Consider the following 13,064-nt stretch of genomic DNA (forward strand, 5'->3'; position numbering starts at 1 on the left):
TAAAAAAGTCAGCAACAGACAAGTAAGTTTGCAATAGATTTAAATGCTAGACGTATTGCCCAGATGGCGGAATTGGTAGACGCGCATGGTTCAGGTCCATGTGCCTTAGGGTGTGGAGGTTCGAGTCCTCTTCTGGGCACCAGCAGCTTTAATTAAAAAACATCGCATATCAAGAAAAAACAACCCAGCACACACTGGGTTTTTTTACGTCTGTAACTTATGCCTACCCACCCACGCGCCGGGCAAACCGACCAAACAGCGCTCAAAATCATTTCTTTACAGCAATTAGCGCTACGCTTTCTCCATAATCAGTTGATAGTTAATACACCTGTCAACTTCCTAGCGCCCAAGCACAATGACCGATCTGATAAACAATGCCCGTGCACTCATTGCCGATGATGCGCCAACCGTTCGCCAATCCTTGCGTATGACCCTCGCTCAGGTTGGCATCACCCGGGTAGATACCTCGAGCAGCATTGGCGAAACCCGCCGCAGGCTTCGCAATGCGGAGTACGACGTTATTTTGTGCGATTACGATTTTGGCGAAGGCATGAACGGGCAGGAGCTGCTTGAGGAAATTCGCAGAAATGGCGAATTACCGCTCAGCACGGTGTGGTTTATGATTACCGCCGAAGCATCCTACGAAAAAGTCGTTGCGGTTGCTGAAGTGGGCCCAGATGATTACCTGATCAAACCTTTTTCTGGCTCCCAACTGATCGACAGGCTCAGCGTAGCGTGGAAAAAAAAGAAAGCACTACAGCTCATTTACGATTGCATTGCACAAGACAATGCACAGGGCGCCATTGAAGCCGCGCGTGGCTTACTTGCAAAGCCGGATGTGCCTTATAAGTCTGATCTTTTACGGCTTCTCTCCACACTATTATTAGAGAGCAATCAGCTCGAAGAAGCACGAGCGCTCTTTGAAGAAATCCTGGCCAGCCGTTTAGTGCCCTGGGCCAAGCTTGGCCTTGCAAAGGTTTACAACAAGCAAGGCAATAAAACCAAGGCAGACCAGCTTCTGCAATCATCCATTGTGCAACACAGCCAATATGTAGATGCCTACGAAGAATTGGCCAATATGTATATGAATGAAGGACGTTTAGATGAAGCGATGGTGGTTTTTGATAAATGCCTGACCATTACACCCAATAATATTAATCGTCTGCAAAAAGCAGGTAATTTAGCCAATATGCTGGGGGATAGCGCTAAGGCGAAGCAATTATTAAGCAGAGCGGTCAACTGCGGTGGAAACTCATCACTCTTATCAAGCAATACCGTATTGCAGCTCGCTTTAGCGGCCAAGCAGGAAGGCGATTTAGGTGACGCCGAAAAATACTTGAAAATGGTGCAAGAGCTAGCGCGCAAAGATGACATCATCCAGAACAGAATATCCGCCCAATTAGCCGCCGCCATTTATAGTGGCAAAAGCGATGAGCTAGCCCATATAGAAGCCAGCATGACCCAGGATGACTTTACAATGGAGTTAGCCATCAGCTTTATTATGACCGCTAATTTAATTTCCCCTCCCTGCAACGATCAAGAAACCCCTAATCCATCTGCCGCGCCTTATCGCTGGCTGGCCATTCTGGCAAAGCGTTTTGTCACCACAAAAAACATGTCGGGTATTTTAGAAAGCACCGCCAACCAACGCCCTGTCTGGCGGCAGTTTATTCAACAAACAGGACAAGAAATAACCGATATTAATAATAACGGCGTGCAGCTTATGCTGAAATCCCGCCTCGAAGAAGCCGTAGCCCTTTTGGTGCCCGAGGCACAAAGCACACGCAACTCAAGGCTCACCCTTTCTGCAGCCCATGCCAGCATCAAATATTTAAAAGCTGGTATTGAAGACAATCCAATTCGCTTATCGCTGCTTAATACAGCAAGTGATCTGATTAGTCGTCTGCAAGGCAATATCGACGAAAGTATTTTACTTAGTCTAAAAAATGACCTGGATGAGCTCATCGCTCCGCCAAGCGTAACACCCACGCCTCCCTCCTCTTTGCCCGCTTAAATACAAGAGCAGATAACGGCTTTCACAAGCCAAGTTTGCGCAATTTATGTTACGAAACAAATCAACCAAACAGCGTATCCAGCCTGAGCCGCCATGGTCATTTGAAAAATGATTATTTTAAAAACCAACTAAAACCAGAACATCTAATTTGTATAAATACATCAGAAAAATGAAAAAATAGATCATCTACCTATAGCCCGACACTACTTTCATCTGAAATAGAAAACTTACAAAACAAAAAAACAATCATTTAATTTTATTTAAAAAGCACAATCAAAAAAAACCAGAAGAAAACCTATATTGCTGTTTTTAAACAATAAAACACCAAAAATACAAAAAACACAGCAATAAAAAAACAATATGCTCCAATTTTAAAGCAGATTAGACAACAACAAAGGCATTAAAAGGGTCACCCCTTATAGCTCCCCTTACTTGCAAGCTTTCTCGCTTCCCATTTCACCCCTCTAGCCTGTCTGCAAATAAAAAAACATGAATTGTTAAAACCGCATATATGTATTATGAATTTTTCATGCCATCAAAAAAAACAATGACATGAATGCTGTATCTACTCAAGAATAAACCTATCATTCATTGATCAAACAACCGGGGACGATTATGTCATTACGTTTACGTTTAATCATCATGAGTACCCTGGGCATTATTGCTGTTTTGATAACGAGCTTAATTGGGCTAAATGGCATCTATCGAGCCAACCAAACCATGAACAGCATTTACCAAGATCGTGTTGTTCCCTTGCGTGACCTGAAAAATGTAGCCGACCTCTATGCTGTCAATATTGTCGACACCAGCCATAAAGTACGCAACGGCAGCCTGAGCGCAGAAAAAGGCATTGCCTCGATTAAATCGGCAGAAGAAGGTATTGCCCGTGATTGGGGCAACTATATGGCCAGCAAAATGGACGATAAAGAAAGTACGCTGGCAAAAGAGAACGAACAACGCATGAAGCTTGCTAACCAAATGAGCGCCAACTTAAAACAAGCCATGCAAAATAGCGATAGAGCAGTGCTTGATCAGTTGGTTATCAATGAAATGTACCCTGCGATTGAGCCGGTTGCTGACAAGATCTCTGAGCTGATCACCCTGCAACTTGATGTAGCCAAGCAAGAACACAGTGCTTCCGAGCAAGCCTATACAGCAACCCGCTCTTATAATATCTGGCTGCTTATTTTTATTGCGCTGATATTAATTGCCTTCTCCATCTGGCTAATCAGAGACATTAGCCGCGCGGTACTCTGCACCACTCAATTTGCCAGCATTATTGCCTCAGGCGATTTAAGTAAAGCCAAGCCGGCTGCTGGTAAAGATGAATTAGGCACACTGATCGATACACTGGGCGACATGCAAAACAGCCTGCGAAGTGCAGTGCAGGAAATCGCCAACAGCTCGCACGCCATTGGCACTGCATCTAATGAGCTCAGCAAGGGAAGCCAGCAAACATCAGCAGCCATCGATTTACAAAACCAAGCCTCAGCTTCACTTGCTTCCTCAGTAGAAGAAATGACCGTCAGCGTTTCGATCATTACCGACAACTCAGAAGATGTCAGTACCTCAACCGATCTCGCTCTGGCTGCAACGCATACCAGCAGCCAAGTCATCCAGGCCACCCAAGCATCGCTTTCACAAATGAGCGGCACTATCGGATCAGCCACCCAGCATATTTTGCAATTGCAAGACCGCTCGAATGCTGTTGGGCAAATCGCCAGAGTCATTCGTGATATTGCTGATCAGACCAATTTACTGGCACTCAATGCGGCGATCGAGGCCGCTCGTGCGGGCGATATGGGCCGGGGCTTTGCCGTGGTTGCTGATGAAGTCAGAAAACTGGCTGAGCGCACCACCCAATCCACACTTGAAATCAATGAAACAATCAACGCGATTCAAACCAGCACCACCGAAGCGGCCACCATCATGAATCAAGCGCTGAGCGAGGTGCAACAAGGCGTGCAGCATGCTGGCGCAGCAGCAGAATCCGTGCAGAACAGCCAAAATGCCGCACAGTCTGTGCACACCGCCATCCATGCCATTGTGGATTCGCTGCGTGAACAGCGTCAGGTTTGTAATTTGATCAGCCAAAATATCGAACGGATCGCGCAGGCAAGCGAAGAAAACAATCAGGCAGTGCAAGCCAACACCGATACGGCTCAGGAGCTAGACAATCAGGCGTTTAGCTTAAAAGCGGTTGTTGCCAAATTTAATCTATAGCCAAGCCGGGTGGCCTAATCGCTGCCCGTGTTTTTAGCCATCTCATGCGGATTAGCCATATCCAGCAAAACAGGTTGAAGCACCCGAATAGCTTCTTTGGCCTCTAGCCTCACTAAAAAGCCGCGTTTACCGCCATTGATATAAATCAGCCCCAGATCGGCAATGCTTTCCTGCATATACACGGGCATGGCCCGCTTAGTGCCAAAGGGTGATGTGCCCCCAACCACATAACCTGAATGCCGGTTAGCCACCTCCGGCTGGCAAGGCACAATATGTTTTACTTTAAGATGGCGAGCCAGATTCTTAGTCGACACCTCACAATCCCCGTGCATCAGCACAATCATCGGCTGTTTTTTTTCGTCTTCCATAATCAGGGTTTTAATCACCTGATGCTCGCTCACGCCTAACGCTTGAGCAGAAACCGCTGTGCCGCCTTTTTCTTCATAAGCATACAAGCACTCCACATAAGCCACGCCATGCTGGCGAAGGATACGAATCGCTTGAGTCACGGGTGTTTTTTCACTCATTTACTACCTCACAATAACGCTGACAGGGTTACAATACCCGACTAAATCACTCTGGTTTATATCGCAATGAAACCTACTTTTGATCAGATTTTACTCACACCGCGCTTTGGCCGTCTACCCGGACATTTTTACTCGCGCATCCAGCCCACGCCGCTTCCCTCGCCCTATTTGATTGCGTGGAATACGGAATTAGCCAGTGAGATGGGGCTAGCCAGCGAAGCAGAACAGCACCCTTTGCTCGCCAATTACCTCTGCGGCAATCGCTTACCACAGGGCAGCGAGCCCATTGCCAGTGTATATTCCGGGCATCAGTTCGGCGTCAACGCAGGCCAGCTTGGCGATGGGCGAGCCATACTGATTGCCGAGTATCTCGCCCCCAATGGGCAACACTGGGAAATGCAGCTCAAAGGCGCAGGGCCCACGCCTTACTCCCGCCGTGCCGATGGCCGTGCGGTACTCAGATCGTCGATTCGTGAATACTTATGTTCTGAAGCCATGCACGGCCTTGGCATTGCCACCACGCGGGCACTGGGCATGGCTGGATCAGCACAAGGGGTGTGGCGGGAAAGTCTAGAAACCGCTGCGGTGGTTTTACGTACCGCTCCCAGCTTTGTACGCTTTGGCCATTTTGAGCATTATCGCCATGATGTTGATTCACTACGCACACTCGCCGATTGGGTGATTGAATATCATTACCCGGATTGTGCTGCCGCCAGCAATCCCTATGTGGCCTTACTTGCAAACGTAGTAGAGCGCACCGCACTGATGATTGCCCAATGGCAGGCTGTCGGCTTTTGTCATGGCGTCATGAATTCTGACAATATGAGCATATTGGGCCTCACGCTTGATTACGGCCCCTTTGGTTTTATGGATGGTTTTGATGCGGGGCATATCTGCAACCACTCTGACGACAGTGGCCGCTACGCTTACCAGCAGCAGCCCGAGATCGGCCTATGGAATCTGCACGTCTTGGCGCAAGCCCTACTGCCCCTGATGGATAAAGCATCCGCCCTGCATGCATTGCAGCAGTACCAAGGGCAATTTGAAAACCACTTTGCCGATTTACTCCGTCAAAAACTGGGACTACTCCACTGGCAAGAGAGCGACTGGCACTTAATCACCACGCTGTTTGAGCTGATGCACGCCAGCCGCTGCGATTGGACTTATTTCTGGCGCAATCTGCCACAGCTAGGTGCAGAGCTACGTGATCACTTCCAAGACCGAGGCGCTTTTGATATTTGGTTTACCAATTATCAGATCCGGCTAGGCTCTGAAATACATGATCCTACTGAGCGACAAGTGGCAATGAATCGCGTTAACCCTAAATATATCTTGCGCAATCATCTGGCAGAAATCGCCATTCGCAAAGCAAGAGACGAAGGTGATTTCAAAGAAATCAAAGCTTTACAGCAATGCCTGATGCATCCCTTTGATGAGCAGCCCCACTTTGATCATTACGCGGCGCTCCCTCCAGAGTGGGCGGCACAAATTGGCGTTTCTTGCTCGTCCTAAAAACAGTAAATAATTTCTAGCGATTATTTTCTGCAATACGGCTGAAATCAAAACAGGGTATGGCGGTTTTGGGGCATAATCGCGCCGTTATCACTCACCTTCCCCTACCATGCCCGATATTTTTAGTGGCCTTGACTACGGCGTTGCCATCAGCCTGGTCCTGGCCCTTGGCTTTGTACTTACCTACGAATTTATTAACGGCTTTCACGATACTGCCAATGCCGTTGCCACCGTCATCTACACCAAAGCCATGCCCCCCCATCTTGCCGTGGTTGCATCTGGCATCTGTAATTTCTTTGGTGTACTGCTCAGCGGGCTGGGTGTGGCTTATGCCATCGTTCATTTACTGCCCGTTGAACTGCTGCTCAATGTAGGCTCCGGGCAAGGGCTGATTATGGTCTTTGCCCTGCTTGCTGCCGCGATTGTCTGGAATTTAGGCACCTGGTATCTAGGCTTACCGGCTTCTAGCTCGCATACCCTGATTGGCTCCATTCTGGGCGTAGGCATTGCCAATGCATGGATGACAAACATCCCCCTGCTTGAAGGGATCAACACCCAAAAAGCCATCGATATTATGCTATCGCTGCTTATTTCGCCCACGGTTGGTTTTCTTGTTGCCGGAGGATTGTTGCTGCTACTAAAAAAATTCAAAGCCGATTCCCGCATGCACAACACCCCGGATGAGCGCAAAGCCTTAGATGGCAAAAAACACCCGCCATTCTGGACGCGTGTTGCGCTAATTCTGTCGGCATTAGGCATTAGCTTTGCACATGGTTCCAATGACGGGCAAAAAGGTATTGGCTTACTGATGCTGGTTTTGATCGGCATTGTGCCAGGGAAGTTTGTAGTTGACATGGCCAGCACCACTTATCAAATTGAGCGTACTCACGATGCGGCCCTGCATTTGCAGCAGTTTTATAGCCGTAACAGCCATCGGCTCAATAGTTACATCGATCAAAATGCACACACCCCTTTGCCACCGCAATTCAAATGTGACACACAGCAAACCATGCCAGCGAGCAATGAGCTGGTCACTAAGCTAGCAGGCATTCATAATTATGATCAGTTACCTGAAGTAGAGCGCATCCGTGTGCGCCGCTTGCTGCTTTGCCTTGACGATACAGCTAAAAAAGTCAGCAAATTGCCAAGCATTACCTCAGCAGAAAAAGCCGATTTAGATCGTCTACGCAAAGATCTATCCGCCACCACCGAATACGCTCCACAGTGGGTGATTGTGGCAATAGCCCTCGCGCTGGGCCTTGGCACCATGATTGGCTGGAAGCGGATTGTACTAACGGTTGGCGAGAAAATCGGCAATAAGGGCATGACCTATAGCCAAGGCATGGCCGCTCAGATTACCGCCGCATCGGCTATCGGCATTGCCAGCCTCACCGGCATGCCTGTTTCTACCACCCATGTTTTATCTTCTGCCGTAGCAGGGACCATGGTGGCCAATCGCAGCGGCCTGCAAAGCCAAACAGTGAAAAACATTTTACTGGCCTGGGTGCTGACACTGCCGGTATCGATGGCGCTCGCAGGTGGCTTATTTATTGCCGCCAGCTATTGGATTAAATAAAGAGTAAACACTTAAAGGCCATGTTGATCGACATGGCCTTTTTTATTGAGACACTCAATTCAACGGCACGCTTTGTGAGGTTTCTACCCCGCTTGGAAACTTCACTTTCACCACTAACTGTGCATCCGCCGGAATCGGGCAGGCCACGGCAGATACCGTGCCATTAAACTGCGAAGCGACTGCCGTGCTTGGGATTGCAAAGCTTGTTAGCCCGGATAATTGCGCAGGGTTATTAATGGCATTACCCAAGATATCCACCAGCACAGTTTGTGTGATTTCTAAATCAACCTGCGTTTTAGCCGGCAGCACATTGCCATTGCCATCTCTTGTTGCAAAGGCAAACTGGCTGATCAGGCTACCTGATGCACACAATTTGCTGGGGCTCACAGGGTAAGTCAGCACATTGCTACCTAGGGAGCTACCCGACCAGATAATCAGGCCACGGCTCGATACATTGATTGTTTTGGCCACAGAAGCAGGGATACTTGCAGCACGCAGTACGCCGTTGTATTGCCCGTCCGGCGCGTTGTATACCCCATCACCGTTAAAATCGACAAAGGGCTCAACATACGCACTGCCATCCACCGCCAGCAAGGCCAGCGGCGAGGCATGGGCGGTTTCATCGGCATTTAAAAAGGCCTCTCCCTGATCCGACCAGCTCTCTCCTGTATCAAATACACCATTGCCATTGAGATCATTAAAACTTTCCTCGCCCACCATTTGCGCCAGCACGGTCATCCGCCCTGCACCGACCAGCTTTTGCCGATTACCTGAGCTCAGCAGCGTCACACTGCAAGCCCCACTCACCATGGTGCAGCGTGGCGTGATGGTTCCAATACCGCTCTCGGTCATAAAGCTAACGGCAGAGCCATCTGGCACCGGATTACCAAAGCGATCCGACGCCCGCGCCGTTAATATAATGCTATTGCCATCCACACTATAAAACTCGGGATTCAACACATCAGCCGATAAGCTAAAACCATTTTGATGCGGCAAGCCGGTAGAAATCGTTAACGCATTAGACTGGCTACTAATCAGGGGCGATGTGCCGCGTAGCGTTGCGGTTACCCGCACCACCGTACTGACTGAGCCTGCATTCACCACTGCCTGCACCAGCCCTGTGCCGGGCTGGCTCTGGCCCGCACTTTGCACCAGAGAAATGCCCCCCACGCTGGTATTTAAAGCAAAATCAACCCACTGCCCGCCCAGCGCCGTGCCTTGCAGATCTTTCACTTTAAACAGCAGCACCGCACTGGTATTGCCGCCTATGCCAGGCAAAGAAATCAGATCAGGAATCGCACTTACAAATTCAACATTGCCTGCTGCTGCGGCAAGCACGCTTAAGCTGGCTTTTGTTGAACGGCTCACCCCGCCCAAGGTGGCTGTGGCGGTAATTTCATCAGACCCGGCGCAAGATTTGTCCTGATACGTCGTTGATGCGGTCGCTGTTTTTACGCCATTCACCGTACTAATGATCGCCAAAACAGGCGAAGACAGCAGCGCCTTGCCCGCCTCAGCGCAAGGCGAGCTAAAGCTCACACTCACCGGCATTTCTAATGCCTGCCCTGTTTCGCTATTGCTTAGCGTAAGCGACACCCCCGCGCTTCCTCCCGCAGACAGCGTCGTTAAATCCAGCTTTAAGGCACTCAGGGTAAAATGAAGCGATCTAACGCTGTAATTAAATGCAGTGCTATACGATTTACCCTCAATATCAATACTGGCATTGATGGCATCAGCCCCTGTGCTGTCATTAGTGATCAGCTGCGACTGCGCCCGCCCGGAGGCATCGGTCAGCACCGTATCAGGGCTAATTTTACTAAGGGAAGAAGTGGTAACGCCCAGCTTGACCACTCGATTACTCAGCGGTAAACCTTTTGCATCACTTAAATGCACAATAAGCGGAGCAATCGAGTTGGCATAAACCGTAGTAGAAACCTGCCCGGCCTCATTTTGCAAAGTAAGCGAAAGCTGGGCCGCGCCGCTGGCCACCGCAACAGCACTTGCCGCACCGCTTGTTGCATCACTTGCACCACCACCGCAGGCAGCAAGCACACTAAACAGCAGAAGTAAAAGAATGCCCCGCATCGCCCTGCTCACTTATTGTCATCCCAGTGGCATTTATAGCAAAGGTAAGGCACAGAAGCTTGTCAGATGCTCGCAAGATTTAATAAATGTCAGACGCCTGCCTAATCAGACAAGGCCTTGATATGCGCCGCCACACTCCGCCCCAAGGCCGAAAGATCGTAGCCGCCTTCTAAAAACGATACGATCCGGCCCCCGGCATACTGATCGGCGATCTGCATCAGCTGTTTGGTCACCCATGCATAATCAGCCTCGACCAAGCCCATCGTCGACATTTCGTCTTCTAAATGAGCATCAAATCCTGCCGAGATAAAAACAAATTGCGGCGCAAATTCATTTAATACCGGCAACCACTGCTCAATCACCAAGTCACGGAACTGCGCACCCGTAGTGCCACGCGGCATAGGGAAATTACGCATATTCGCGCCGCGTGGCACATCGCCCGAATAAGGAAAAAAAGGATGCTGAAAAAAACTCACCATCATCACACGGGGGTCTTCGCAAAAAATATCTTCGGTGCCATTACCGTGGTGAACATCAAAATCAACAATCACCACTCTTTCCAAGCCGTATTGCTCGATCGCATGCCGCGCTGCGACGGCCACATTATTAAAAAAACAAAAGCCCATCGCATTGTTTTTTTCTGCATGGTGGCCCGGCGGGCGCACCCCGCAAAAAGCATTAGCGGCTTTGCCCTGCATCACCGCATCCACCGCTGCAATCCCCGCCCCTGCAGCGTGATACGCCGCCCGCAAAGTAAACGGGTTCATGGCGGTATCAGGATCAGCATGCACAAAGCCATGCGTGGGTGAAATCATGGCCAGCCTGTCTAAATACGCCATACCGTGCACGCGTGCCAGTTGCTCCCGCGTCGCTGCGGGTGCATCCATATGCAGCAAAAAATCCCAAATCCCTGCCGCCATCAAACGATCTTTAATCGCCTCCAGACGCTCCGCGCACTCAGGATGCCCCTTGCCCATATTGTGCATGGCACAGGCGGGGTGACTAATATAAGCGCTTGGACCACTACTCACCGGCACTACCCCTCTGAAGACAAGCCGCCATCGCCGCCTGCTTAAATCCATTTTTATTCAGCCAGCAATAGGCTGCCTCAGCCCTAAGCACAGGCTATTCTGACGACTAGTTTACGCCCTTGGCAAATACACTGGCAACGAAAGCGAATAGACAGTTTGCCATTCATGGTCAACACTGAAGTGATAAATAAACAGGAAGCCATACCATGGCACCACGCCTGCCTGCGGTTCTTAAGCAACTTGAAGCCATCATTCTTGGTAAGCCAGTGCAAATTCGTCAGGCTCTCTCTTGCCTGCTTGCACAGGGCCATTTGCTGATCGAAGACTTGCCCGGTGTAGGCAAAACCACGCTGGCCCATGCTTTAGCCCGCACACTGGGGCTAAAGTTCCAACGCGTGCAATTCACTAGCGATCTGCTCCCTGCGGACCTCACCGGTGTATCGATTTTTGACCGGGACAATCAGCGCTTTCAATTTCATCATGGCCCGCTATTCACGCAACTTTTGCTAGCCGATGAAATCAACCGTGCCTCACCCAAAACCCAATCCGCCCTGCTTGAAGCCATGGAAGAAGGTCAGGTCACGGCAGATGGCACCACTTGGCCATTGCCCGAGCCTTTCTTTGTGATTGCCACGCAAAATCCATCGCATCAGATAGGTACCTTTCTGCTGCCCGAATCGCAACTTGATCGTTTTTTAATGCGCATTGAGCTGGGCTACCCAGATACGCATGCCGAGCGAGCCATGCTGGCAGGAACAGATCGACGCCATTTAATTGAAACGCTGGCAGAAGCCATTAACAGCAGCGATTTACAAGCAAGCCAGAAAGCCGTCCGCAATGTGCATATTGCCCCCGCCTTACTCGATTATGTGCAAGCACTGATTGCCGCATCCCGCCATCCGGGGCGGTTTATGTGCGGCTTATCACCGCGAGCAGCTTTAGGCTTATTGCATGCCGCACAAGCATGGGCATGGCTGGATGGCAGAGAGCTAGTTTTGCCTGAAGATATTCAAGCGGTGTTTGTGCCTGTCACCCAGCACCGGCTAGTGATGCCCAGCAGCGGTAAAGCCGCTGTCGAGATGGTAAAGGCGCTGATTTTAGAAACACCGATTCCTTAAGTTTGGGGCTGCAATGCTCAATCAACTCAAGCAACGCTGGCTCCAACACTGGTTTGCTAAACGGCACCCCGCCCAAAGCAGCGTGATGACGCTCAAATACGATCGCATTTATATCTTACCTAGCGGCTTTGGCTATGCCTTCTGCTTTACCGCCCTGCTGATTTTAATTGGTGCGATTAATTACCAGCTCAGCCTGGCTTATTTATTTGCCTTTAGCCTGCTGGGCTTAGGCCATGCTGTGCTGCTGCGCACTTTTAGAAATTTATTAAAACTTCGCTTGCAGCTTTTTGATGCGCCTGCCGTATTTGCCGGAGAAATCGCTTCTTTTCCGCTCCATATCAGCCATGGCAGCACGCTGATCCGGCATGCTATTTTATTTCAGTTTAAAAACCAGCCCACCGTGAGTGCCAGCCTGATTGAGCACGAGGTTGAGCTTGCCGTTCCTTTGCTCAGCCAGCAGCGCGGCTGGCTAGATGCACCCACCTTGCATTTATCAAGCCGTTACCCCGTGGGCTGGTGCCAAGCTTGGAGCTATTTAAACAGCCCGGCACGTTGCTTAATCTGGCCTTGCCCAGAAAACGATCCGCCGCCTTGGCAAGTTGATCACGATCAGGGCAATACCATCGGGCGAGGAGAAGAAGACTTCGCTGGCATACGCCCCTATCAGCTGGGCGATTCATTACGCAGAATCGCATGGAAGCACGCTGCGCATAGCGAATCTTTGCCCGTTAAGTTTTTTGACTCGCAAGGCGCATCTGCACAGGTATTCAACTGGAATCAACTCGCAGGGCTAGATAGCGAAGCGCGTTTATCAAGGCTGGCTGCATGGATTTTAGCGGCGCAACAACTCGGCACGCCCTATGGCTTATCGCTCCCCAATCAATCGATTGACCCTGCTCTGGGCGAGGCGCATCAAATAAACTGCCTCAATGCATTGGCCTTATTTAATCACTGATATTGCGCAGCAAACCCAAATCT

9 protein-coding genes and 1 tRNA gene are annotated in these 13,064 nt (G+C 49.9%); 7 read left to right on the forward strand and 3 right to left on the reverse strand.

What is annotated here, in order from left to right; all coding sequences use genetic code 11:
- Nucleotides 1-57: 57 nt before the first annotated feature.
- From ACFQNF_RS16520 to ACFQNF_RS16530, 3 genes are all read left to right on the forward strand, one after another.
- Nucleotides 58-142: transfer RNA gene (locus tag ACFQNF_RS16520), tRNA-Leu, on the forward strand.
- A gap of 213 nt (nucleotides 143-355) precedes the next feature.
- Nucleotides 356-2,014, forward strand: a complete 1,659-nt coding sequence (locus tag ACFQNF_RS16525; protein WP_380189026.1) for a response regulator — start codon at nucleotides 356-358, stop codon at nucleotides 2,012-2,014.
- Between the two features lie 615 nt (nucleotides 2,015-2,629).
- Nucleotides 2,630-4,237, forward strand: coding sequence for a methyl-accepting chemotaxis protein (locus tag ACFQNF_RS16530; protein ID WP_380189027.1), 1,608 nt, complete (start codon nucleotides 2,630-2,632; stop codon nucleotides 4,235-4,237).
- A 14-nt stretch (nucleotides 4,238-4,251) separates the two neighbouring features.
- Here the strand turns inward: ACFQNF_RS16530 and ybaK are convergent, their stop codons facing one another.
- Complete coding sequence (gene ybaK / locus ACFQNF_RS16535) at nucleotides 4,252-4,764, reverse strand: Cys-tRNA(Pro) deacylase (protein WP_380189028.1); 513 nt, start codon at nucleotides 4,762-4,764, stop codon at nucleotides 4,252-4,254.
- A 66-nt stretch (nucleotides 4,765-4,830) separates the two neighbouring features.
- On the opposite strand from ybaK, the gene ACFQNF_RS16540 reads away from it, so the two are divergent.
- On the forward strand, nucleotides 4,831-6,276 hold the full coding sequence (locus tag ACFQNF_RS16540) for a protein adenylyltransferase SelO (RefSeq protein WP_380189029.1): 1,446 nt from the start codon (nucleotides 4,831-4,833) through the stop codon (nucleotides 6,274-6,276).
- 109 nt (nucleotides 6,277-6,385) lie between these two features.
- A complete protein-coding gene (locus ACFQNF_RS16545; protein WP_380189030.1) occupies nucleotides 6,386-7,852 on the forward strand; it encodes an inorganic phosphate transporter in 1,467 nt (488 codons plus the stop codon).
- Nucleotides 7,853-7,906: 54 nt separating this feature from the next.
- On the opposite strand, the gene ACFQNF_RS16550 is transcribed toward ACFQNF_RS16545, so the two are convergent.
- Entirely contained in the window at nucleotides 7,907-9,937 is a 2,031-nt protein-coding gene (locus ACFQNF_RS16550) for a hypothetical protein (RefSeq protein ID WP_380189031.1), read from the reverse strand.
- 101 nt (nucleotides 9,938-10,038) lie between these two features.
- Entirely contained in the window at nucleotides 10,039-11,019 is a 981-nt protein-coding gene (locus ACFQNF_RS16555) for a histone deacetylase family protein (protein WP_380189032.1), read from the reverse strand.
- Nucleotides 11,020-11,174: 155 nt separating this feature from the next.
- Between ACFQNF_RS16555 and ACFQNF_RS16560 the strand changes: the two genes are divergently transcribed.
- A complete protein-coding gene (locus tag ACFQNF_RS16560) occupies nucleotides 11,175-12,086 on the forward strand; it encodes an AAA family ATPase (protein WP_380189033.1) in 912 nt (303 codons plus the stop codon).
- Nucleotides 12,087-12,099: 13 nt separating this feature from the next.
- Nucleotides 12,100-13,041 carry a DUF58 domain-containing protein gene (locus tag ACFQNF_RS16565; RefSeq protein WP_380189035.1) on the forward strand — a complete coding sequence of 314 codons (942 nt, stop codon included), beginning with the start codon at nucleotides 12,100-12,102 and terminating at the stop codon, nucleotides 13,039-13,041.
- The last annotated feature ends 23 nt before the right edge of the window (nucleotides 13,042-13,064 follow it).

Origin of the sequence: Iodobacter arcticus (assembly GCF_042664895.1) — a bacterium.
Taxonomy (GTDB): domain Bacteria; phylum Pseudomonadota; class Gammaproteobacteria; order Burkholderiales; family Chitinibacteraceae; genus Iodobacter; species Iodobacter arcticus.